This is a genomic window from Streptomyces sp. NPDC002889 (assembly GCF_042888425.1).
GTDB lineage: Bacteria > Actinomycetota > Actinomycetes > Streptomycetales > Streptomycetaceae > Streptomyces.
Genome location: NZ_JBIAPT010000002.1, coordinates 38,211 through 60,297 on the forward strand (window position 1 = coordinate 38,211; position 22,087 = coordinate 60,297).

The window sequence follows — 22,087 nt, forward strand, 5'->3', positions numbered from 1 at the left end:
GGCACGCAACGGGTGGGGGACTCGCCGGAGCTGATGGGCAGTCGGCGACAATCCGGGGTAATGGGTATCTTCTGCTCATGTGGGTGATGCGCAAGGTGCTGCTGGCGGGATCCGCGGCAGTGGTGTTGATGGTCGGCTCGTCGGCGAACGCCGGTGCGGGTGTCGGAGCGGGCGGTGACACGGACGATCGGGTGATCGCGCCGGAGTCCGATGTGGCCCACCACGGCCGGATCACGCTGGCCGCCGGCCGGCTCGGGATCCTGCTGGTGACGCAGAATCATGGTCCCTCCAGCCTCGAGAGCGCGACCGTACGGCTGGTCCTGCCGGAGCGGCCGGCCGGTGCGCAGGTGCTGCCGGCCGGCTGTCTGCGGGCCGGGGAGCGCGTGGTGCTGTGTGCGACAGGGCCGTTGCGCGCGGGCGGGGTCGGCCACAAGGTCTCGCTCGATCTGCGGACCGTGGGCACTCCGTCCGAGGTCCTCGTGCAGATCGACACCGCGTGGAACGGGGGTGCGAGCGACCTGAATCCCGAGAACAACGAGCACCGGGTCCTGGTGCCCGCGACCGGCGACCCGTACGTCTTCTGAGCCGCTGCCTCGACATCGGCGCTACCGGGCCTCACTGCGACCGGACGCCCAGGCGATGTAGCCGTCGGGGCGGATCAGCAGCGCGGTGCGCCGGTCCGTGGTCCAGTGCGCCCGTATGACGCGGCCGGGTGAGGCCGGGGCAGCGGAAGCCCCTCCGGGCGGGGCCACCAGCACGAACTGCCCTTCGCGCAGCAGTTCGTAGAGCCTGCCTTCGGCGAGCCGGAGGTCGGGGGCCCGCTTGCCCGCAAGGCGGTGGGAGCCGCGCGGGGCGTCGTAGGAGATGCCGACGCCGGAGATCATGCCCATCACCTTCGTGGCGGCCGGGCGGATCCGGTTCACGAAGTGGGAGGCCAGGGACCGGACAGCGCGCTGGAAGGGGGTGTGCGCCATGGCCAGACGGACGATGGCGCCACTGCTCCGCAGCACCATCGTGCCGACCGGGTGGCGCTCCGACTGGTAGCTGTCGAGCAGGCCTCGGGGTCGGGCGCACGGCCCTGGACGACGGCGGCGAGCTTTCAGGAGAGGTTCGCGGCGTCCTGGAGAACTGTGTTCATGCCCTGGCCACCGGCCGGGGAGTGCACATGGGCGGCGTCCCCGGCGAGGAAGATGCGGCTGGTGCCCATGGCAGCGACGACGGGACCGCGCTGATCACCGTTCGCGGCGCACGGTGAGCTGAGCACGACACAGGCCGAGCGCTGCGCGGTGGCCCGTTCGACGCGTAGGAGGACCGGTCCGTCGTTGTCCCGTCGGGCGGTCTGCTGGTCGGCCGGCTCCGGTGCCCGCGCGCCGATCATCAGGAGCCGGCGGTGCGCAGCGCGTCCGCGACGATGGCCTCCAGACGGGCGTGGTGCGCCCCCCGCCAGTAGACGCGCTCGCATGCCGTGCACTGGGCGAAGACGTCGTACGAGCGCTGTGTGCCCTGTTGAAGCTGCTCCTGGACCGAATCCTTGTCGGCCTCGGTCAGCCGGCCGTTGCAGGCGGTGCACCGGGTCCAGGGCGCGAGGGCCGGGGCGAACCGCTCCAGTACGTCGCGCAATTGGTCCTCGGGGCGGTCGCTGTAGATGTACGCGCCCGCCCAGATCTCGCGACGGCGCAGCAGCCCCCGGTCGCGCGAGAGCAGCACCCGCTGCTCCGTCGCCGAGAGCGTGGCCAGCGCCGGGTCGCCGATGTCCGCGCTCTCGTACGCCGCGTCGACGCCGAGCAGCCGTAGCCGGCGCGCCAGCGTGCCGAGGTGGACGTCGAGCAGGAAGCGCAGCGGAGCGCCGGGGACCTGCTGCGGCCGCTCGACGCCGCACACTTCGACGTGCTCGCCGGCGCGGGGGATGTGCGAGACGGGGACCTGCCGGCCGTCGACCAGGAGTCGGCCCGCCTCGGTGAGCGGGACTCCGAGCGACTCGACGACATGGCCGAGCGTGGACGAACCGTCGGTGACCACAGCCGTACGTTCCTGGCGGCGCTCCGAGGTGACGAAAAGGCGCAGCTCGGGGGCGACACTGAGGGAGATCTCCGGTCCGTTCACAGCGTAAGCATGGCATCGTGCGGGTCCCGGGAGCCAGGTGTTTCCGGCTGCGTGGCCACCCTGCTCCGTGTCCCGGCCGGTGCGCGCCAGGGGCTTGCCCTGCCCTCGGCGGGCACGGGCTCCCGCCAGGCTGGGGCGGGCTCAGAACGGGCCGAGGTCGAGGCGCCAGTCGTTGGACCGCAGCGGATGCCCGGGCGGGTACTCGAATTCGCACTCGCCGACCAGCGTGAAGCCCGCCTTCTTGCACACCGCGTTCGACGGGGTGTTGTCCACGGACGGGAAGGCGTGCAGGAAGCGGTGCTTGCGCGCGGCCCTCGCCTGCTCGATCACGGCGAGCGTACCCGCGGTGGCGATACCCCTGCCCTGGAAGCCGGGCAGCACGCTCCAGCCCGTCTCGTACACCCTCTCCCCGTTCCAGGTCTGCTCCCAGAAACCGACCGAACCGGCGGCCTGTCCCTCCCCTTCCCCGGCCGCGTTCCCGCCGGTCTCCAGGACGATGCGGAACATCCGGCCCCGGCCGGTGCGGTCCGTGCTCAGGTCGACGTACCGCAGATGCCGTGTGACCAGCTGTTCCTCGGTCTCCGGGCCGCCCAGGTGATCCATCAGTTCCGGAGCGTTGGCCGAGCGGAGCAGGTCGAAGTCGTCCTCGGACCAGGGCTCGATCCGTACCGTCGATCCGTTGATACCCATGTCCCGCACTGTAGGACGGGGCACCGACAACGGACGGTTCCTCCACCGACCCGGACCTGCCGACCCGGACCCACCGACGCGGAGCTACGGAGCGGCTGTGCGCGCATAAGCGGTCGGAGGCACGCCCACCGTCGCCGTGAAGTCCCGTACCAGATGGGCCTGGTCGCTGTACCCGAGCTCCGCCGCCAGTGCCGCCCAGTCCAGCCCGGCGGCCTCGCCCTCGGTGTGCTCCGCATGCCCGGCGTTCTCGGCGTTCTCCGCGCGCTCCAGCGCCTCATGGATGCGGTAGCGAAGGATCACCCACTTGGGGCCGACGCCCACGTACGCCGCGAACAGACGCTGCAACGAGCGCGCCGACACCCCTTCTGCGGCGGCCAGTTCGGCGACGCGGCGGATCGAACGGTCGAAGCGGATCCGGTCGACCAGTTCCATGGCCTCACGTGCCTGCGGATCGGCCTCCGGAGACAGGTCCAGCAGAAACGAGTCCAGGGCGGCGACGCGCGCGTCCTCCTGCTCCGGTGCGACAACGGCGTCCACGGTGTCCTGCCCGGTGCCCGGCAGGACCTCCGCGAGCGGCACCCGTCGCCCGGTCCAGTCGGACACCGGCCGGTCCGGCGCGAGCGGCCGGAATCCTCCGGGCCGGAACTGCACCCCGCACACCCGCCCGCGCCCCGTCAGCTTCTGTGTGAACAGCTTCAGGCCGATCCCAGCGACCTCGGCCCAGGCCGGCTCGTCGCCGTACTGCTGGAAAACGATGTTCACGCAGGGGTGGGGCACCACATGGGAGGCGTACGGCTCGGTCAGGTCCCAGTCGATGAGCCAGTAGTGCTCAAGGTACGGACGCAGCCGCGGGTCGGGCTCGCGGCGGCGGAAGCGGACGCGCGCGAGGAGCTCGCGGGCTTCGACGATGCCCCGGGTGTCGCGTCGCGGACCTGCCATGCCGGGGATCCTATGTCGCGTTTGTTCAAGACGCATGGCTCCGGCCGCCCTACCGTCGAAGCATGACGAACACCATCAGTGACCTGCTCGAAGCGGCTTCGGAGCGAGCCGTGCCGGTGGTGCGGGGCATCACCGACGACCAGTTGGCCGACCCGACGCCGTGCGCGGACTACGACGTCCGGGCGCTGATCGATCACCTCCTCCAGGTCGTGATCAACTTCCAGGCGCTGGCGGCCAAGGAGCACCCCGACTTCGCCGTGGATCCGCACTTCGTCCAGGACGGCGGTGACTGGCGGGCCCGGTTCGCCGAGGAGACCTCAGCCCTGGTCACGGCATGGGCGGCACCGGGCGCCGAGGAGGGCAGCCCGGGGCAGATGGGACTGCAGGCCAGGACGGTCGGCACGATGATCCTGGGCGATCTGACCGTGCACGCCTGGGACCTGGCCCGCGCCACCGGCCAGGAGTTCACGCCGGACCCGGTCGTCGTCGCCGAGATCGCCCCCACGCTCGCCGAGCTGGCGCCGAAGGCCCGCGAGGGCGGCGTGTTCGACGAGCCGGTGCCCCTGCCGGAGGACGAGGAGACGTCCGCGTTCGACCGGGTGCTGGCGCTGACCGGCCGCGACCCGCACTGGCAGACGCCGTAGACCTCGGCTCCGCAGGTCCCGCCACGCCGTGGGAGCCGGCCGGACGAAGGCGGACCGGTCGCGGCCCGAAGCCGCGGACACCGTAGGCGCTGTGGGCCGGGCTGGTACGTGTGGCGGAGTCCGGATGTCACACCACCGCGCGCTGTGTCGTCCTGAGGGCATGAGAATCGCCATCGCTGGAGGAACGGGAACGCTGGGCCGGCACACCGCGGACGAGCTTCGCGGGCGCGGGCACGAGGTACGGGTGCTCAGCCGGCACTCACCGGAGTACCGGGTCGACCTGACGACCGGGGAAGGGCTGGCCGAGGCGCTCGCAGGCTGCGACACCGTCGTCGACGCGAGCAACAGCCCGTCGCCGAAGCAGGCCGAGCAGATTCTGGTGGAGGGCTCGCGCCGACTGCTCGCTGCCGAGGAGGCCTCGGGCGTCGGCCACCACGTCTGTGTGTCGATCGTCGGCTGTGACCGGGTGCCGATGGGCTATCACCGGTCCAAGGCCCAACAGGAACGTGTGGTGGAGAGCGGCCAGGTGCCGTGGACGGTGGTGCGCGCCACCCAGTTCCACGAACTGCTGGCGGCGGGCTTCGCCGCGGTGGGCAGGGCGCGCGTGCTGCCGATTCCAAGGGCCCGGCTGCAGCCGGTGGCATGCGCCGAGGTGGCGCGCGTGGTCGCCGACGCGGTCGAGGGCGGTCCGCGTCGCGGTCGTGTGGAGGTGACCGGCCCCGAGACCGCGGACCTGCGGGTGCTCGCCCGCCGCTGGCGCGCGATCACGGGCCGCCGGGCCCTGGTCCTCCCCCTTCCTCTTCCGGGAGCCCTGGGCCGCGCCCTGCGTTCGGGCGTGGCGACCTCGGACCATCCGGATGTCCGTGGGACGGTGCGCTTCGACGACTGGCTCCGCGCGCAGACCCCGGCGGGGCGGGCGGACGTCCGATGACCGGCCCGGCTCCCGAGGGATGCGGCCTCTTGATGGCGCTGTCACCGTCCACACGGACCGGATCACTGCCGTCGACGTCGCACGAAACCCCGACAGGCCCACTGCCGTACATCCTCTGGACGAACACCGTTAAGCTCGCGGGTCACTGATCGCCGGGCAACCGGCGGCCGAGCAGCCGACCGATGGAGAGTGGACGTGACGACCCGAGCTCGTGTGGGCGTGGCCGTACTGACCATGGGCACGCGCCCCGCCGAACTGCGTGCCCTGCTCGAATCCGTGGCCGCGCAGGACCACCCCGCGACCCGGGTCGTCGTCATCTCCAACGGCGCGCCTCTTCCCGAACTGCCCCCGTACGTCACGGGAGTCGAGCTGCCGGAGAACCTCGGGGTGTCCGGCGGCCGCAACGTGGCCCTCGAACGGCTGCGGGAGTTCGGCGACGTCGACGTTCTCGTCGACCTCGACGACGACGGGCTGCTCATCGAGCACGACGTCTTCAGCCGGCTCGCCGACATGTACGCCGCCGACCCCGCACTCGGCATCGTCAGCTTCCGGATCGCGGACGAGACCGGGTTCACGCAGCGCCGTCACATCCCGCGCATCGGCTCCGGCGACCCGATGCGCGGCGGCCAGGTCACCACGTTCCTCGGCGGCGGGCACGCCCTGTCGATGCCGATGCTCGAACGGGTCGGCGGCTGGCCGGAGGACTTCTTCTTCACACACGAGGAGACCGATCTCGCCTGGCGTGCGCTGGACGACGGCTGGAAGATCCTCTACGCGCCCGAGCTGGTGCTCCAGCACCCGCGCACCGCGCCGACCCGGCACGGCGTCTACTACCGGATGACCGCGCGCAACCGGGTCTGGCTGGCGAAGCGGAATCTGCCCGCGCCGCTGGTGCCCGTGTACCTCGGCGCCTGGACCGCGCTCACACTGGCCCGCACCCGGTCGGCGCCGGGGCTGCGCGCCTGGTTCGGCGGGTTCGCGGAAGGCGTCCGTACGCCCTGCGGTCAGCGCCGTCCGATGCGCTGGAGCACCGTGTGGCTGATGGCCCGGCTGGGCCGCCCACCCGTGGTCTGACACTCCCCGGGCACCTCGGGCACCTCCGGCCCGACGCCGGGGACAGGGGCCGACCGGACCGGGATCAGGAGCCGGACCCGGGGTCCTCGCGGTCCTGACGGGCCGGAACCTCGCGGTCAGGAGCCGGCCGCCGGGTCCTCGCGGTCAGGGGAGGGGCGCCGGGCGGGGGCAACTCAGGGCGTACGACCCCCTGGTCGATAGAAGACGTTCGTCCACCGACCGGTGCTGTTCACCTACCTCGCGGGACTGCTCGGCGGATTCGCCATGCTCCCAGCGTCTTCAGCATGGGCGACTGCAAGCGCGCCTTGGCCGCCGCCGGCGTGATCCCTCCTCGCGAGCGCGGCGCGGTACCTCCAGGCGGCCCCGGAAGACGGCATGCACGCTCTCCGGCGCGCGTACGCCTCCGTGCTCCTGGACGCGGGGGAGAGCATCAAGGCGCTCTCCGAGTACCTCGGGCACTCGGACCCCGGCTTCACCCTGCGGACGAACACGCATCTGCTGCCGTCCAGCGAGACGCACACCCGCAAGGCGATCGATGACGCCTTCACGGAAGCCGAGAACGAAGAGGACGGGCACACGCGGACTCCCGAGGGCACACGGGTGCCCTCAACGAAACCAATGTGCCCTGGCCGCCTGACGGCCCGTCCCGGCACATGACGAGGGCGGGGCCCGAAAACCCCGCCCGAAACCAGCGAAACCCCAGCTCAGGGCCACACCAGGCAAAAAGGCTGATGCCCCGCCTCGTGCAGGCGCACCGAGAAGTCCTGCCACTCGTGCAGCAGCTGGTAGACGTTGAACGCGTCCCGCGGCCCACCCCGGTCCGGGACCGTCGACCAGATGAACGCCGCCGCGCCGACCGACTCCTCGCCGATGCCGCGCAGCGGGTCGACCACGGTCATCGGAAGCTTGACCACCGCATAGTCGGGGTGCAGGACCACCAGCTCCAGCGGCGGCACCTTGTACAGCGGCATGCCCTGGATGCCGGTGAGCACCATGGCGGCTATGGTCTCCGGCTTGATCTTGGTGAACATTCCGCCCATGCCGAGCTCGTCGCCGCCGAGCTCCTCGGGGCGCATCGAAATAGGCACCCGTGCTGCAGTGGCTCCGTCGGGCGCGCCGAAGTATTTGTAGGTCACCCCCACTCGGCCGCTCCTGCTTCCCGTGGGTTCATCCGCCTCGCCTCGCCGGTGTTTTCCCCGTCGGGCAGGCTCAGGACCCAGGTCGTCAGTCCCCTCGCCCAGTCCGCCACCGCGATGCATATCTCCACCCGACCACTCGCAGCCCCCGCCGCGCAACCCGATCATCGTGACAGTGACCTCCCCCACGGTGGTGTGGTGAAACACCCGACCGCGAGAACGTCAGGGGCTCTGACACCATGGATTCCGTGAGCTTTCCCTATGACGCCCCAGTTTCGCAGACGCTTTTCGACCGCGCGTCCCTCGTGACGCCCGGCGGCGTGAACTCTCCCGTCCGTGCTTTCCGTGCCGTGGGCGGTACGCCCCGGTTCATGGTGTCCGGCACCGGTCCGTACCTCACCGATGCCGACGGGCGCGAGTATGTCGACCTCGTCTGCTCGTGGGGACCCATGATCCTTGGGCACGCCCACCCGGCCGTCATCGAGGCGGTGCAGGCGGCCGTCTCCCGTGGAACGTCCTTCGGCACGCCCGGTGAGGGCGAGGTCGCCCTGGCCGAGGAGATCGTGTCCCGGATCGAGCCCGTCGAGCAGGTTCGGCTGGTTTCGAGCGGTACGGAAGCGACGATGTCCGCGATCCGGCTGGCCCGTGGCTTCACCGGCCGCGCCAAGGTCGTGAAGTTCGCCGGCTGCTACCACGGTCACGTGGACGCCCTGCTCGCCGCGGCGGGCTCGGGTGTGGCCACCTTCGCACTGCCGGACACCCCCGGGGTCACCGGCGCGCAGGCCGGCGACACGATCGTGCTGCCGTACAACGACCTCGAGGCCGTGCGCCAGGCTTTCGCCGCGCACCCCGATGAGATCGCCTGTGTGATCACCGAGGCGTCGCCCGGCAACATGGGCGTGGTCCCGCCCGGGGACGGGTTCAACCAGGGGCTGAAGGACCTGTGCGCCGAGAACGGCGCGCTGTACATCTCCGACGAGGTGATGACCGGTTTCCGTACCTCCCGGGCCGGCTGGTACGGGATCGACGGCGTGCGGCCCGACCTGATGACCTTCGGCAAGGTCATGGGCGGCGGCTTCCCGGCCGCCGCGTTCGGTGGCCGCAAGGACGTCATGGGACATCTCGCCCCGGCCGGCCCCGTCTACCAGGCGGGAACCCTGTCCGGTAACCCGGTCGCGACCGCCGCCGGTCTCGCGCAGCTGCGGCTGCTGGACGACGCCGCGTACGACACGGTCGACGCGGTCTCGCAGCAGATCCGGGGTCTGGTGACGGACGCGCTGACCAAGGAGGGCGTGGCGCACCGGCTGCAGACCGCGAGCAACATGTTCTCGGTGTTCTTCACCGCTCAGGACGTACGCACCTACGAGGACGCGAAGAAGCAGGAGGCGTTCCGCTTCAACGCCTTCTTCCACTCGATGCTCTCCGACGGCGTGTATCTGCCGCCGTCCGCGTTCGAGTCATGGTTCGTCTCCACGGCCCATGACGAACGTGCCGTCGAGCGGATCGCCGCCGCGCTCCCGGCCGCCGCCCGTGCCGCCGCCGAGGCGAGCGAGGTGTCCGCATGAGCGAGATCACCGTTGTCCACGTGATGCGGCACGGCGAGGTGGACAACCCCGACGGCGTGCTCTACGGCCGCCGGGCCGGCTACCACCTCTCGGAGCTCGGGCGGCAGATGGCCGACCGGGTCGCCGAGCATCTCGCGGGCCGTGACGTCACCCATATCGTCTCCTCCCCGCTGGAGCGTGCCCAGGAGACGGCCGCGCCGATCGCCAAGGCGCACGGTCTGACCCTCGACACCGACGAGCGGCTGATCGAGGCGGGCAATGTCTTCGAGGGCAAGACCTTCGGGGTGGGCGACGGCGCGCTGCGCAGGCCGGCCAACTGGAAGCATCTGACCAACCCGTTCCGGCCGTCGTGGGGCGAGCCGTACGTGGACCAGGTCGTACGGATGATGGGGGCGCTGAACGCCGCGCGGGATACCGCCCGCGGACACGAGGCCGTGTGTGTCAGCCATCAGCTGCCGATCTGGATCGTGCGCAGTTTCGTGGAGCGGCGCCGGCTGTGGCACGACCCGCGCCGCCGGCAGTGCACGCTCGCCTCGTTGACCACGTTCACGTACCACGGCGACAAGATTGTTTCGGTCGGTTACTCGGAACCGGCCCGTGATCTTGTTCCGGTGCATCTTCTCGCGGGTGCCAAGCCCGTGAAGGGTAAAAGCAAGGCATTCGGCGCGTAGCGGCGCGCTGTTGTCCGCGGTCCATTCGCGGCTGATCAGAAAAATACGCATCCCGTCCAGGAACCTTTGCGTTCCGATCCGCATCTCAACCGGTGCCGGTCAGACCGGCACCGGTTTTGATGGCTCTCCCCTCGACCGGGAGAGTGCGGATGGGGGACGAGATGCGCGACATCAGTCGAAGGGGTTTGCTCGGGGCGGGACTTGGGGCCGCGGCGGCGATCGGAGTGGCGGGCTGCGGCTCCATCGGATCGAGCGGAGCCGGTCGGAGCGGGCCGTCCGGAAACGGTGACGAGGGCAAGGGCCGTAAGCCCTCCAAGAGCGAAGGCCGGCTGATCGGCGACGGCTCCACCTCCGACACCGGAAAGCAGCCGCACCAGCCGTCGCGACCCGTTCCGCTCGAACCGGGCCAGACGCCCCCGCAATTCGTGGTCTTCTCCTGGGACGGCGCGGGCGAGGTCGGCAACGGCCTCTTCCCCCGATTCCTCGAACTCGCCAAGAACCACGACGCGGCGATGACCTTCTTCCTCTCCGGGATCTATCTGCTCCCCGAATCGAAGAAGACGCTCTACAAGCCGCCGAACAACGGCATCGGGGCGTCCGACATCGGCTATCTCACCGACGACCACATCAAGGACACGCTGAAGTACATACGCCAGGCATGGCTCGACGGCCATGAGATAGGCACCCACTTCAACGGGCATTTCTGCGCGGGATCCGGATCGGTCGGCAACTGGTCTTCCGCGGACTGGCGCAATGAGACGGACCAGGCTGTGTCGTTCGTCACCGAATGGCGCACCAACAGCGGCTGGCGCGACATCGACCCGCTGCCTTTCGACTACCGCAAGGAACTGGTCGGGGCCCGCACCCCCTGTCTGCTCGGTCAGGACAAACTGCTGCCCACCGCCAAGCAGCTCGGCTGGCGCTACGACGCGAGCTCGCCCGGCGGCCGGCAGATGTGGCCCGACAAGCGGATGGGCATCTGGGATCTGCCGCTGCAGCAGATCCCCTTCCCCGGGCACTCCTTCGAGGTCCTCTCGATGGACTACAACATCCTCGCCAACCAGTCACACAATTCGACCAACGGAGTTCCGGCGAACTACCCCGGCTGGAAGAAGCAGGCCACCAACGCGTATCTCAAGGGGTTCACCCGCGCCTACGAGACGAATCGCGCGCCCTTCTTCATAGGCAACCACTTCGAGCAGTGGAACGGCGGTATCTACATGGACGCCGTGGAGGAGGCGCTCAAGGGGATGGCCGGCAAGCCGGACGTACGGCTGGTGTCCTTCCGGCAGTTCTGCGACTGGCTCGACGTACAGGACCCGCAGGTGCTCGCCAAGCTGCGCACGCTGGAGGTCGGCCAGGCCCCGGCGGGCGGCTGGAACGCTTTCTTTAACGCTGCCTGACAACGGGCCATTCGGGCAACGGGGTCGTGGTCGACCGGGCCGGGGGTACGGCGGTTGCCGGGGGCGCCGGGTTTTCGTGTGGGCATTGCGAGGCAGCCAGGGGGGTGCGGAAGATCCCGGATTCGGCCATGCGAAACTTTTCACATGAGTCTTAGCCGTGCCCCTCGCGCCGCCCTGCTGACCGCGCTGGTCGCCGTGGGCGCGCTCACACTGTCGGCCTGTGTCGACGGCGGAAAGTCCGGCGGCGGCGGTGACACGAACTTCGTCACCAACACCGGCGGAATCGACACGGTCGCCAAGGGGAAGCGTGTTGCGCCCAGCAAGCTCGCGGGCGAGACCCTGGACGGCAAGCAGCTCGACGTCGCCGACTTCAAGGGCAAGGTCGTCGTACTGAACGTCTGGGGATCGTGGTGCGGGCCCTGCCGTGCCGAAGCGGCGTACTTCGCCAAGGTGGCCAAGGAGACCGCGGACAAGGGCGTGCAATTCGTCGGGATCAACACACGGGACCCCGAGAAGGGCCCGGCGATCGCCTTCGAGAAGGACCACGGTGTCGGGTATCCGAGCCTGTACGACCCGATCGGAAAGCTGATCGTCAACGGCTTCCCCAGGGGCAGCCTCAATCCCCAGTCCGTTCCGACCACGATCGTCCTCGACCGCGAGGGAAAGATGGCGGCGCGGTCGCTGAAGGCGCTCGACGACCAGGGGCTCCGCAAGATGCTCGACCCGCTGATCGCGGAGAAGTGATCACGTGGAAGTTCTCGCGGAAGCGGGCCGCAACGAGACGGTCTTCGGCGGCGCCCTGGTGCTCGCGCTGCCCATCGCCGTGCTCGGCGGCCTTGTCTCCTTCTTCTCGCCCTGCGTCCTGCCGCTGGTGCCCGGCTACCTCTCGTACGTCACCGGCGTCACCGGCACCGATCTGGCTGACGCCCGGCGCGGCCGGATGGTCGGCGGCGCGTCCCTCTTCGTCCTCGGCTTCACGGTCGTGTTCGTCTCCGGCGGCGCCCTGTTCGGCTACTTCGGCAACACCCTCCTCGGACACCGGGAGATCATCTCCAGGATCCTCGGTGTGCTGATGATCCTGCTGGGCGTCTTCTTCATGGGCCTGATGCCCTGGCTCACCCAGCGCGAATTCCGCTTCCACACGCGACCCGCGACCGGACTGGCCGGGGCCCCGCTGCTGGGCGCCCTGTTCGGCGTCGGCTGGGCGCCGTGCGTCGGACCCACCCTCGCGTCCGTGAACGGGCTCGCCCTCAGCGAGGCGAGCGCGGGTCGCGGGGCCGTACTCTCGGTCGCGTACTGCCTGGGGCTCGGCCTGCCGTTCATCGCCGCCGCGGTCGCCTTCCGCAAGGCGCTCGGGGCGTTCGGCTGGGTCAAGCAGCGCTATGTCTGGGTGATCCGGATCGGCGGCGGGATGATGATCGCGACCGGTCTGCTGCTGCTCACAGGTGTGTGGGACAGCCTGGTGCAGGAGATGCAGGGCTGGACACAAGGCTTCCAGGTGGGGATCTGAGTTCGATGAGCAAGACCGAAGCGACAGAGCAGCAGGACCTCGGCGCGGCCGGGGCCCAGCTGTCCACGGCGCCGGCCGAGGAGCCAATCGGCGGCGCGACCCTCGGAGTCATCGGCTGGGCACGCTGGTTCTGGCGGCAGCTGACGTCCATGCGGGTCGCGCTGATCCTGCTCTTCCTGCTCTCCCTGGGCGCGATCCCGGGCTCCCTCATCCCGCAGAACAGCGTGGACGAGCTGAAGGTGCAGGCCTTCAAGGAGCGGCACGACCTCCTCACGCCGGTCTACGAGAAGCTGCAGTTCTTCGACGTCTACAGCTCGGTGTGGTTCTCGGCGATCTACATCCTGCTGTTCGTCTCGCTCATCGGCTGCATCGTGCCGCGCAGCTGGCAGTTCGTCGGGCAGCTGCGAGGCCGGCCGCCGGGCGCGCCCAAGCGGCTGACCCGGCTGCCGGCCTACACCACCTGGCGCACCGAGGCCGAGCCCGAGCAGGTGCGCGAGGCGGCCCTCGCGATGCTGAAGAAGCGTCGCTTCCGCGCGGACGCGGTCGGTGAAGCGGTCGCCGCCGAAAAGGGCTATCTTCGCGAAGCGGGCAATCTGGTCTTTCATATCGCCCTGATCGTGATGCTGGTGGCATTCGCCTCCGGGCAACTCTTCAAGTCCGAGGGCGGCAAGCTCATCGTCGAGGGCGGCGGCTTCTCCAACACGCTGACCCACTACGACGATTTCAAGTCCGGCTCCCTGTTCAGCGCGGACGAGCTCGCGCCGTTCAGCTTCACGCTCGACGCGTTCACCGGAACGTATGCCAAGAGCGGACCGCAGCGCGGTACCCCCCGTACGTTCGAGGCCGCTGTCACCTGGTCCGAGGGCACGGGCCCCGATCGCAGATCGGTCATCGAGGTCAACAAGCCCCTGAACGTCGACGGCACCAAGGTCTTTCTGCTCTCGCACGGCTACGCGCCCGTCGTCACCGTCCGGGACGGCAGGGGCAAGATCGTCAAGCAGGGGGCGGTGCCGCTGCTGCCGATCGACAACAACGTCACCTCGACCGGTGCGATCAAGGTGATGGACGGCTACCGCGACGCACGCGGCAGGAAGGACCAGCTGGGCTTCCAGGCCTTCTTCGTGCCGACGTTCTCGGGCGCGGGCAACGGCAACATGTTCTCGCAGTTCCCGGGTCTGGAGTTCCCGGTGCTCGCGCTCACCGGATACCACGGCAGCCTCGGCGTCGACGCGGGACTGCCCCAGAACGTGTACCAGCTCGACACCCGCAAGATGAAGCAGTTCAAGGACTCCAAGGGCGAGATCCTCAAGCAGCGCCTGCTGCCCGGCGAGACCATGAAGCTCCCCGACGGAGCGGGCTCCATCACCTTCGAGAAGGAGGTGAAGGAGTGGGCGAGCTTCCAGGTCTCGCAGCAGCCCGGCAACGGCTGGGCGCTCGGCGGAGCGATCGCCGCCATCGCCGGCCTCGTGGGCTCGCTGTTCATCCAGCGCCGCCGCATCTGGGTGCGGGCGGTGCGCGGCGAGGACGGCGTCACCGTCGTGGAGATGGCGGGCCTTGGCCGAAGCGAGTCGGCGAAGCTTCCCGAGGAGCTGGCCGACCTCGCCGTCACCCTGAATTCGCAGGCGCCGACCGCGCCTGAACCAGCCGATGTTCCTGCCGAAGGGGCTGAGAAGTGACTCTCGCCGCCGCAACCAACGAGAATCTGGCGCAGATCAGTAACTACCTGATCTATTCGTCGATGGCCGTCTACACGCTGGCCTTCTTCGGACACATCGCCGAGTGGACCCTCGGCAGCCGCAGCAAGGTGGCACGCACCGCGGCCGCGCTGACCCGGTCCGCCGACAACCCCGCTGCTGTGCATGTTCAGGTCAAGAATGCGGGCGGAACCGCTGTCCTGGACAGGCCGAAGGTCGTCACGCGTGCCGCGGCCGGTGCCCGGGACGTACCCGACGGCCCGGGCGCGCACGGCGGCACCGAGAAGGGCGATCTGTACGGGCGGATCGCGGTCTCCCTGACCGTCCTCGCGTTCCTGCTCGAGGTGGGTGGTGTGGTGGCCCGCGCCCTGTCGGTGCAGCGCGCGCCGTGGGGCAACATGTACGAGTTCTCCACCACCTTCTCGGCGGTCGCCGTCGGCGTGTACCTGGCGCTCCTCCTCGCCGGGAAGAACGTCCGCTGGGCCGGCCTGCCGCTGGTCACCACCGTTCTGCTGGACCTCGGTGTTGCCGTCACCTGGCTGTACACGGAGAGCGACCAGCTGGTTCCCGCGCTGGACTCGTACTGGCTGTGGATCCATGTCTCCACCGCGATCTTCTGCGGTGCGGTCTTCTACCTCGGGGCCGTCGGCACGGTGCTCTACCTGTTCCGCGACTCGTACGAGAGCAAGCTGGCCGGCGGAGGCAAGCCCGGTCGCTTCGCGACCTCGGTCCTGGAGCGGCTGCCCGCCGCGGCCTCGCTCGACAAGTTCTCGTACCGCGTCAACGCGGCCGTCTTCCCGCTGTGGACGTTCACGATCATCGCGGGTGCGATCTGGGCCGGAGACGCATGGGGCCGCTACTGGGGATGGGACGCCAAGGAAGTCTGGTCGTTCATCACCTGGGTGGCCTACGCGAGCTACCTGCACGCCCGCGCGACCGCCGGCTGGAAGGGCCGCAAGGCCGCGTACCTGGGGCTGATCGCCTTCGCCTGCTGGCTGTTCAACTACTACGGCGTGAACATGTTCGTTAACAGCCTGCACTCGTACGCGAAGTAGCGCCCGGGCCGCCGAAGAGTGACGCTGGAGCCATGAGCGACGCGATCCCCCAGGGAACCAGCGAAACCCGGGACGACGGCACTCACCTGCTGCGGTACGAACTGCACCTGCCGCATCCCGTGGTTCGGGTGTGGGCCGCCGTCGCCACACCCGAGGGTCTGCCGACCTGGCTCTGCGCCGCCGATGTGCTCGAACCGAGAGTCGGCGGAGCGGTCACCCTGCGCTGGCTGAACGCCGACGCGGACGGCCGCCACACCGTCGCCGAAGGCACCGTCACAGCGTGGGACATGGAGCGGGTGGCCGAGTACTCGGTCACCGTGCACGGCCGCATCCGCTTCCATCTCGAACCGCACGGCGAGAACGGCACCGTGCTGCGCTTCACCAATGAGCTGCGGTGCGACGACGAGGTGCTCCTCGACTGTCTGGCCGGCTGGCACAACCACTTCGAGCTGCTCGCGGCATCGCTCGACGGGAAGCCGACCACCGACTGGTCGGGCTGGACGCCCGAGCGCTGGGAGCAGCTGCGCAACTCCTACGCCCGGCAGGCCTAGGAAGCGTCCGGCGGCACCGCGATCGCGTCGAGCTTGGCCCGCAGATACGCGTGCGAGTCGACCGGCTCGTACGCGACCCGGCCCTGCGGCGCGGGGACCGGCGTCACGACCGTGCCCGGATCGCACTCGTAGAAGTAGACCAGGGACATCAGCTCCTCGGCCGGCTCGTCCGCGGGCGGCGGCAGCACCCGGTGGCGGCCCGACCGCCAGCGGTCACCCGTCCAACGGGCCATCAGATCGCCGATGTTGACGGTCAGCGCCGCCGGGTCGTAGGGCGCGTCCTGCCAGCCGTCGTCGTCCGTGAACACCTGCAGCCCGCCCCGGCCCGCCTGGCGGTCGAGGACCGTGACCGTGCCGAAGTCGGTGTGCGGGCCGATCCGGAACTGGCCGGGCCGCGGTGCGCCGACCTCGTCCCTGCTCGGGTACCAGTTGATGTTGAAGCCCCAGGTCGGGTGGCCGGTGTGCCGGGTGAAGAAGGTCTCCCCTTTGCCGAGCGCGACCCCGAGCAGCTCCAGCAGCCGGTCCGACAGCGCCCGCATCTGAGCGAGGTACTCCTCCACGGCGGCCCTGAGCGCGGGGACTTCACCCGGCCAGGTGTTGGGCAGGAACCACTCGGCGTCGACCTCCGGGTCGCCGGTCGGCTCCTCGGCCGCGAACGACAGCGACTCCTTCAGGTCCGGCGGTGTCCGGGTCCCCTCCGCATAGCCGTTGGCCTCGGCGCCTGGCCCCAGCCAGCCACGGCCGCCGACCCGCACCGCGTACGGCCCCTTCACGGCGGACGGCAGCCCGAAGAAATCCCGTGCGGCCGACCGGATACGCCGGCGCAGCGCGTCGTCCACGTCATGCCCGGTGACCAGCAGAAAGCCGGCCGACTGCAGGGCCCGGTCGACGGCCTGGGCGATCTCGGCGCGGGTGGCGGGGTCCTTGGACAGCCAGGGCCGCAGATCGACCGTGGGGATCGTGGAAGGCTTCGTGGATTCACTCACCGATGTCCTCGTTCCACAGGTCGGCATGGTGCTCGATGAAGTCACGCATCATCGCCGTGCATTCGGGGTCGTCCAAGAGGACGATCTCCACGCCGTGCTCGGCCAGCCAGTCGTGACCGCCGTGAAAGTTCTCGGCCTCGCCGATCACCACCCGGGAGATGCCGAACTGCCGTACCAGACCACTGCAGTACCAGCACGGCGAGAGCGTTGTCACCATTGTGGTGCCCCGGTACGAACCTTGCCCGGGCCGTGGCTGACCAGGGCCGGGGCCGTTGGTGGTGGCGGTGGGTGGGGGGTTTTCGCGGGGGCTGACGCTTTGCCCGGGCCGTGGCTGGGGGCGTCGGCCGGCGGCACGGAAGGCTGCCGTCTCCGCATGCATGGACGGATCGCCGTCCTGGACGCGCCGGTTGTGGCCGCGTCCCAGGAGTGTGCCGTCCGCGCCGTACAGGGCCGCCCCGATCGGGATGCCGCCCTCGGCGAGCCCGGCCCGGGCCTCCTCGACGGCCGTGGCCAGCCATCGTGCGTACTCGCTGTGCGCCATGGTGTCCTTTCCGGGGGCACCGTCACCGGATCTGCCGATGGGCCCATCGGCAGCGCCGCCCACCGGCTTGTGGACCGCGGCGCGGGCCCCGCTCATAGCGTCACAGACCGGTGGTCGAACAGCCCCGGCGGCGCGGGCAGCCGACAAAATGTCAGCGACTCCATTGCCTTCTCGAAGTCACCAGGAGCCGGAGCTCCAGGCGCCAGGGCCTTCAGGACTTCTCGGAGTCGTCGCCCTGCTCGCGCTTCTTGAGCTCTTCCTCGCGGCGGCGCAGATCGGCCTCCCAGTCCTTCAGCAGCGCCTCGTCCTTCTTGTTCTCCTCCTTGAGGGACTTCAGGAAGTCGGGGTTGTCGTCCGGCGCGACCCACTGGGTGCGGTGGTTGCGGTGCCACTCGGAGGGCGTGCGGCCACCGGCCGGGGCGTGCCGCATCTTGCCTGCGGCGAACCAGACGATCGGTCCGACGATCCAGAAGAGCAGGATGATGAAGATCCAGGCCAGCTTGGGGAGATGCTTGGCCTCGTCCTCGGGGGTGTTCAGGCAGTCGATGAACGCGTAGATCGTCAGCGCCAGCGGCAGGATGTACATCAGCGCCCTGAGCATGTGGGACAGCCCCCTGGAAGCAATGGCGGGCCGTCTTCCACGGCCCCGGTGACGGGCCCAGAGTAGCTGGTGACGGATACTTGGCCCCATGGCTTACGACGATCTTCGCTCCCTGCTCCGGGCACTGGAGCGCGAGGGAGACCTCAAGCGCATCAAGGCCGAAGTCGACCCGTATCTGGAGGTCGGGGAGATCGTCGACCGGGTGAACAAGGCAGGCGGCCCGGCCCTGCTGTTCGAGAACGTCAAGGGCTCGGCCATGCCGCTGGCGATGAACGTGTTCGGCACCGACCGGCGTCTGCTGAAGGCGCTGGGCCTGAAGTCGTACGCGGAGATCAGCGACAGGATCGGCGGGCTGCTCAAGCCGGAGCTGCCGCACGGGTTCGTCGGTGTGCGCGAGGCGTTCGGCAAGCTCGGCTCGATGGTGCATGTGCCGCCGAAGAAGGTGAAGGACGCCCCCGTGCAGGAGGTCGTCCTCCAGGGCGACGACGTCGATCTGAACCAGCTGCCCGCGCTGTTCACCTGGCCGGAGGACGGCGGCTCCTTCTTCAACCTGGGGCTCACGCACACCAAGGACCCGGAGTCCGGTGTGCGCAATCTGGGCCTGTACCGCCTGCAGCGCCATGACAGGCGCACCATCGGCATGCACTGGCAGATCCACAAGGACAGCCGCAACCACTACCAGGTGGCGGCCCGGCGCGGTGAGCGGCTGCCGGTCGCGATCGCCTTCGGCTGCCCGCCCGCTGTCACGTACGCCTCGACCGCGCCCCTGCCCGGCGACATCGACGAGTACCTCTTCGCCGGCTTCGTCGCGGGCAAGCGGATCGAGATGGTCGACTGCAAAACCGTCCCCCTCCAGGTCCCGGCGAACGCCGAAGTGGTGCTGGAGGGCTGGCTGGAGCCGGGGGAGATGCTGCCGGAAGGCCCGTTCGGCGACCACACCGGCTTCTACACGCCGCAGGAGCCGTTCCCGGCGCTCACCATCGACTGCGTCACGATGCGCAAGCGCCCGCTGCTCCAGTCGATCGTGGTGGGCCGCCCGCCGACCGAGGACGGCCCGCTGGGCCGGGCCACGGAACGCTTCTTCCTGCCCCTGCTCAAGATCATCGTCCCGGACATCGTGGACTACCACCTGCCGGAGTCGGGCGGCTTCCACAACTGCGCGATCGTCTCGATCGACAAGAAGTACCCGAAGCACGCGCAGAAGGTGATGCACGCGATCTGGGGCGCGCACATGATGTCGCTGACCAAACTGATCGTGGTCGTGGACGCCGACTGCGACGTCCACGATCTGCACGAGGTCTCCTGGCGCGCACTCGGCAACACCGACTACGCCCGCGACCTCACCGTGGTCGAGGGTCCTGTCGACCATCTCGACCACGCCAGCTACCAGCAGTTCTGGGGCGGCAAGGCGGGCATCGACGCGACGAGGAAGCTCCCCGAGGAGGGATACGTCCGCGACGGCGGCTGGCCGAACATGGTCGAGTCGGACCCCGATACGGCCGCGAAGGTCGACCGCCGCTGGAAGGAGTACGGGCTGTGACCTCCGCCGCAGCGGCCGTTCCGCAGCCCGGGCGTACCAGGGCCTTCCTGCGCCTGGTGATGATCGAGCACTCGGTCTTCGCGCTGCCCTTCGCGTACATCGCCGCGCTGACCGCGATGTTCGAGCTGGACGGGAGGATCCACTGGGGCAAGCTGCTGCTCGTCACCGTGGCCATGGTCGGGCTGCGGACCTTCGCCATGGCGTGCAACCGGATCATCGACCGCGAGATCGACGCCCGTAACCCGCGCACCGCGGGCCGGGAGCTGGTCACGGGGGCCGTCTCCGTGAAGTCCGCGTGGACCGGGGCCGTCGTCGCCCTGGTGATCTTCCTGGGGGCCGCGGCCCTGCTCAACCCGCTGTGCCTGGCGCTCGCGCCGGTCGCCGTGGTGCCGATGGTGGTCTATCCGTACGGCAAGCGGTTCACCAACTTCCCGCACGCCCTCCTCGGGTTGGCCCAGGCGATGGGCCCGGTCGGCGCCTGGATCGCGGTCACGGGGGCCTGGTCGTGGGACGCGGTGATCCTCGGACTCGCCGTCGGCGTGTGGATCGGCGGTTTCGACCTGATCTTCGCCTGCCAGGACGTCCAGGCGGACCGTGCCCATGGAGTGATGTCGGTGCCGGCCCGCTTCGGTATCCCGGCCGCGCTGTACGGAGCACGGGTGTCGCACGTGGTGACGACCGCTCTGCTGTTCTGGTACGGACTGGCCACGGATGCGGGCCTGTTCTTCTGGCTGGGCCTGGTGATCGTGGCTGTGGCGTTCCTCTACGAGCACACGATCGTGCGCCCGCACGATCTGTCGCGTCTGAACAGGGCGTTCTTCACCACGAACGGCTTCATCGGGGTCTCGCTCTTCGTGTGCGCCCTGCTCGACCTGCTGGCGCGCGGCCTCACGGTCTGAGTCCGTCCGGGTACCTGACCGGTTCCGGTGTCCCGGTGGCCGGATAGGCTCACCGGTGTGGAGCCGCAGGAATTGAACACACGCCGGCCGTGGGTCGTGGGAGTGTCGGGTGCCTCCGGCACGCCGTACGCCGCCGCCGTGCTGCGCGGGCTGCTCGCCGTCGGCGAGAGCGTGGACCTCGTCGTCAGCAGGGCCTCGCGCCTGACGCTGCTCGACGAGACCGGGATCGCCTTCCGTGACGCGCACTGGCGCGACGACCTGCGCGCCTGGCTGGCGCGCGGCGCCGACGGGAAGCCGGACACCTTCACCGTGGATGTCGACGACGTACGGTACTGGGCCGCGGGGGATCTCGCCGCCGGGCCGTCGTCGGGGTCGTATCCCGTCAAGGGGATGCTGATCGTGCCCGCCTCCACCGCCTGTGTGGCCGGTGTGGCGTTGGGACTTTCGAAGGATCTGCTGCAGCGGTCCGCGAGCGTGACGCTCAAGGAACGGCGCAGGCTCGTCGTCGCCGTGCGGGAGACTCCGCTCGGCGGGCAGACGCTGAAGCATCTGGTGACACTGGACGAGGCGGGCGCTGTGGTGCTGCCCGCCTCTCCGGCGTTCTACGCGGGGGCGACGCACATCCAGGATCTGGTGGACTTCGTCGCGGGGCGGGTGCTCGATGCGGCAGGCGTGCCGCATCGGCTGTACCGCCGGTGGGAGGGGGAGCTGCGGGGGCATCTCCCGCCGGAGCGAGGGGGAAGCTCCGGTGAGGACTAGCGCTTCTTGGTGTGGCGCCGCGCGCGGGACGTGTCGGCCTGTCCGGCGATGCGATTCTCTCCCATTCCGAAGGCTGTGGGGGACGGACGGTGGGCACGCGAGCGGTTGGCCAGCTCCTGCAGCTGTCGCATGTGGGCGTAGGCCATCTCGATCGTGTACACGGTGAGTGTCATCTCCTGTATGGATCGTCTTTGATCGTTTGAGTAAATCGCAGGACGCCAGCCCTGCACACCTTAGATTCTACACGTAAACTTGCGGTATCGCTGAATAATGGAAGGCTCAGGCATATGGACGCCGTGGATAGGCAGCTCATCCAGGCCCTGCGTGAGAACGGCAGGGCTTCCTACGCCGAACTCGGCAGGCTCGTCGGGCTCTCCGGCCCCTCCGTCACCGACCGCATCAACCGTCTCGAGGCCGCGGGCGTTATCACCGGCTACCGCGCCACGGTCGACGCCGCCTCGCTCGGTCTCGGTGTCACGGCCCTGATCGGCATCTCGCTCTCCGACGCCGCCGACCACGAGGACGTGGCACGCCGGCTGCGGGACCTCGCCGAGATCGAGGACTGCTGGTTCATCGCGGGCGACGACTCGTACATGCTCAAGGTGCGGGCGAACGACGTCGACGGGCTGGAGAAGACGATCCGCCGGCTCTCGGGCACGCGCGGGGTCTCCCGTACGCGCACGACCATCGTGCTCTCGACCAAGTGGGAGAACCGGGTCGGAGAGCTGCCGGAGGAGAGCTGACGCGCGCAGCGTCCATGGGGGCCTCCCCGCCCGTGAAGTGCGGGGGAGTAAC

Annotated in this window: 25 protein-coding genes and 1 pseudogene; 17 read left to right on the forward strand and 9 right to left on the reverse strand. The window is 69.6% G+C overall.

What is annotated here, in order from left to right:
- Positions 1-77 precede the first annotated feature (77 nt).
- Positions 78-584 (forward strand): hypothetical protein, encoded by a 507-nt coding sequence (locus ACFYWI_RS02965; RefSeq protein WP_389224522.1) that lies wholly within the window; start codon positions 78-80, stop codon positions 582-584.
- A 21-nt stretch (positions 585-605) separates the two neighbouring features.
- Here ACFYWI_RS02965 and ACFYWI_RS02970 read toward each other — a convergent pair.
- The 4 genes and pseudogenes from ACFYWI_RS02970 to ACFYWI_RS02985 all read right to left on the reverse strand — a co-directional run.
- Positions 606-1,195: pseudogene (locus ACFYWI_RS02970) on the reverse strand (FAD-dependent monooxygenase); the annotation flags it as partial.
- 182 nt (positions 1,196-1,377) lie between these two features.
- Entirely contained in the window at positions 1,378-2,103 is a 726-nt protein-coding gene (locus ACFYWI_RS02975) for a Mut7-C RNAse domain-containing protein (protein ID WP_389224524.1), read from the reverse strand.
- 141 nt (positions 2,104-2,244) lie between these two features.
- A complete protein-coding gene (locus ACFYWI_RS02980; RefSeq protein ID WP_389224526.1) occupies positions 2,245-2,793 on the reverse strand; it encodes a GNAT family N-acetyltransferase in 549 nt (182 codons plus the stop codon).
- Positions 2,794-2,877: 84 nt separating this feature from the next.
- Entirely contained in the window at positions 2,878-3,732 is an 855-nt protein-coding gene (locus tag ACFYWI_RS02985; RefSeq protein WP_389224528.1) for a DUF6597 domain-containing transcriptional factor, read from the reverse strand.
- Between the two features lie 62 nt (positions 3,733-3,794).
- On the opposite strand from ACFYWI_RS02985, the gene ACFYWI_RS02990 reads away from it, so the two are divergent.
- The 4 genes from ACFYWI_RS02990 to ACFYWI_RS03005 all read left to right on the forward strand — a co-directional run bounded on the left by ACFYWI_RS02990 (position 3,795) and on the right by ACFYWI_RS03005 (position 7,038).
- Positions 3,795-4,376 (forward strand): TIGR03086 family metal-binding protein, encoded by a 582-nt coding sequence (locus ACFYWI_RS02990; protein ID WP_389224530.1) that lies wholly within the window; start codon positions 3,795-3,797, stop codon positions 4,374-4,376.
- A gap of 160 nt (positions 4,377-4,536) precedes the next feature.
- Entirely contained in the window at positions 4,537-5,307 is a 771-nt protein-coding gene (locus ACFYWI_RS02995) for an SDR family oxidoreductase (protein ID WP_389224532.1), read from the forward strand.
- A gap of 234 nt (positions 5,308-5,541) precedes the next feature.
- Positions 5,542-6,381: a glycosyltransferase family 2 protein gene (locus ACFYWI_RS03000; protein ID WP_389225193.1), complete on the forward strand. Its 840-nt coding sequence runs from the start codon at positions 5,542-5,544 to the stop codon at positions 6,379-6,381.
- Positions 6,382-6,756: 375 nt separating this feature from the next.
- A complete protein-coding gene (locus ACFYWI_RS03005) occupies positions 6,757-7,038 on the forward strand; it encodes a hypothetical protein (protein WP_389224534.1) in 282 nt (93 codons plus the stop codon).
- 47 nt (positions 7,039-7,085) lie between these two features.
- Here the strand turns inward: ACFYWI_RS03005 and ACFYWI_RS03010 are convergent, their stop codons facing one another.
- Entirely contained in the window at positions 7,086-7,640 is a 555-nt protein-coding gene (locus ACFYWI_RS03010) for a hypothetical protein (protein ID WP_389225195.1), read from the reverse strand.
- Between the two features lie 116 nt (positions 7,641-7,756).
- Here ACFYWI_RS03010 and hemL point away from each other — a divergent pair, with 116 nt between their 5' ends.
- From hemL to ACFYWI_RS03050, 8 genes are all read left to right on the forward strand, one after another.
- Entirely contained in the window at positions 7,757-9,082 is a 1,326-nt protein-coding gene (gene hemL, locus ACFYWI_RS03015; protein WP_389224536.1) for a glutamate-1-semialdehyde 2,1-aminomutase, read from the forward strand.
- A complete protein-coding gene (locus tag ACFYWI_RS03020) occupies positions 9,079-9,753 on the forward strand; it encodes a histidine phosphatase family protein (protein WP_389224538.1) in 675 nt (224 codons plus the stop codon). Before hemL ends, ACFYWI_RS03020 begins: the two co-directional genes overlap by 4 nt.
- Before the next feature lie 161 nt (positions 9,754-9,914).
- A complete protein-coding gene (locus ACFYWI_RS03025) occupies positions 9,915-11,156 on the forward strand; it encodes a hypothetical protein (RefSeq protein ID WP_389225197.1) in 1,242 nt (413 codons plus the stop codon).
- Positions 11,157-11,300: 144 nt separating this feature from the next.
- Complete coding sequence (locus tag ACFYWI_RS03030) at positions 11,301-11,900, forward strand: TlpA family protein disulfide reductase (protein WP_389224540.1); 600 nt, start codon at positions 11,301-11,303, stop codon at positions 11,898-11,900.
- Positions 11,901-11,904: 4 nt separating this feature from the next.
- Positions 11,905-12,666, forward strand: a complete 762-nt coding sequence (locus ACFYWI_RS03035) for a cytochrome c biogenesis CcdA family protein (protein ID WP_389224542.1) — start codon at positions 11,905-11,907, stop codon at positions 12,664-12,666.
- A gap of 5 nt (positions 12,667-12,671) precedes the next feature.
- Entirely contained in the window at positions 12,672-14,342 is a 1,671-nt protein-coding gene (locus ACFYWI_RS03040; protein WP_389224544.1) for a cytochrome c biogenesis protein ResB, read from the forward strand.
- Complete coding sequence (gene ccsB, locus ACFYWI_RS03045) at positions 14,339-15,415, forward strand: c-type cytochrome biogenesis protein CcsB (RefSeq protein ID WP_389224546.1); 1,077 nt, start codon at positions 14,339-14,341, stop codon at positions 15,413-15,415. The genes ACFYWI_RS03040 and ccsB overlap by 4 nt, the downstream gene beginning before the upstream one ends.
- A 32-nt stretch (positions 15,416-15,447) precedes the next feature.
- A complete protein-coding gene (locus tag ACFYWI_RS03050; protein WP_389224548.1) occupies positions 15,448-15,966 on the forward strand; it encodes an SRPBCC domain-containing protein in 519 nt (172 codons plus the stop codon).
- Here the strand turns inward: ACFYWI_RS03050 and ACFYWI_RS03055 are convergent.
- The 3 genes from ACFYWI_RS03055 to ACFYWI_RS03065 all read right to left on the reverse strand — a co-directional run bounded on the left by ACFYWI_RS03055 (position 15,963) and on the right by ACFYWI_RS03065 (position 18,094).
- Positions 15,963-16,979, reverse strand: a complete 1,017-nt coding sequence (locus ACFYWI_RS03055; protein WP_389224550.1) for an isopenicillin N synthase family dioxygenase — start codon at positions 16,977-16,979, stop codon at positions 15,963-15,965. The genes ACFYWI_RS03050 and ACFYWI_RS03055 overlap by 4 nt on opposite strands.
- On the reverse strand, positions 16,945-17,493 hold the full coding sequence (locus ACFYWI_RS03060; protein WP_389225199.1) for a nucleoside deaminase: 549 nt from the start codon (positions 17,491-17,493) through the stop codon (positions 16,945-16,947). Before ACFYWI_RS03060 ends, ACFYWI_RS03055 begins: the two co-directional genes overlap by 35 nt.
- Positions 17,494-17,704: 211 nt before the next feature.
- Entirely contained in the window at positions 17,705-18,094 is a 390-nt protein-coding gene (locus tag ACFYWI_RS03065; RefSeq protein WP_389224552.1) for a PLD nuclease N-terminal domain-containing protein, read from the reverse strand.
- An 88-nt stretch (positions 18,095-18,182) separates the two neighbouring features.
- Between ACFYWI_RS03065 and ACFYWI_RS03070 the strand changes: the two genes are divergently transcribed.
- The 3 genes from ACFYWI_RS03070 (at position 18,183) to ACFYWI_RS03080 (ending at position 21,292) form a co-directional block, all read left to right on the forward strand.
- Positions 18,183-19,634, forward strand: a complete 1,452-nt coding sequence (locus tag ACFYWI_RS03070; RefSeq protein WP_389224554.1) for a menaquinone biosynthesis decarboxylase — start codon at positions 18,183-18,185, stop codon at positions 19,632-19,634.
- Positions 19,631-20,533 carry a menaquinone biosynthesis prenyltransferase MqnP gene (gene mqnP / locus ACFYWI_RS03075; protein WP_389224556.1) on the forward strand — a complete coding sequence of 301 codons (903 nt, stop codon included), beginning with the start codon at positions 19,631-19,633 and terminating at the stop codon, positions 20,531-20,533. The genes ACFYWI_RS03070 and mqnP overlap by 4 nt, the downstream gene beginning before the upstream one ends.
- Before the next feature lie 72 nt (positions 20,534-20,605).
- Complete coding sequence (locus ACFYWI_RS03080) at positions 20,606-21,292, forward strand: UbiX family flavin prenyltransferase (protein WP_389224558.1); 687 nt, start codon at positions 20,606-20,608, stop codon at positions 21,290-21,292.
- On the opposite strand, the gene ACFYWI_RS03085 is transcribed toward ACFYWI_RS03080, so the two are convergent.
- Entirely contained in the window at positions 21,289-21,465 is a 177-nt protein-coding gene (locus tag ACFYWI_RS03085; protein ID WP_389224560.1) for a hypothetical protein, read from the reverse strand. The genes ACFYWI_RS03080 and ACFYWI_RS03085 overlap by 4 nt on opposite strands.
- A gap of 114 nt (positions 21,466-21,579) precedes the next feature.
- Here ACFYWI_RS03085 and ACFYWI_RS03090 point away from each other — a divergent pair, with 114 nt between their 5' ends.
- On the forward strand, positions 21,580-22,035 hold the full coding sequence (locus ACFYWI_RS03090; RefSeq protein ID WP_328397839.1) for an Lrp/AsnC family transcriptional regulator: 456 nt from the start codon (positions 21,580-21,582) through the stop codon (positions 22,033-22,035).
- Positions 22,036-22,087: the final 52 nt, after the last annotated feature.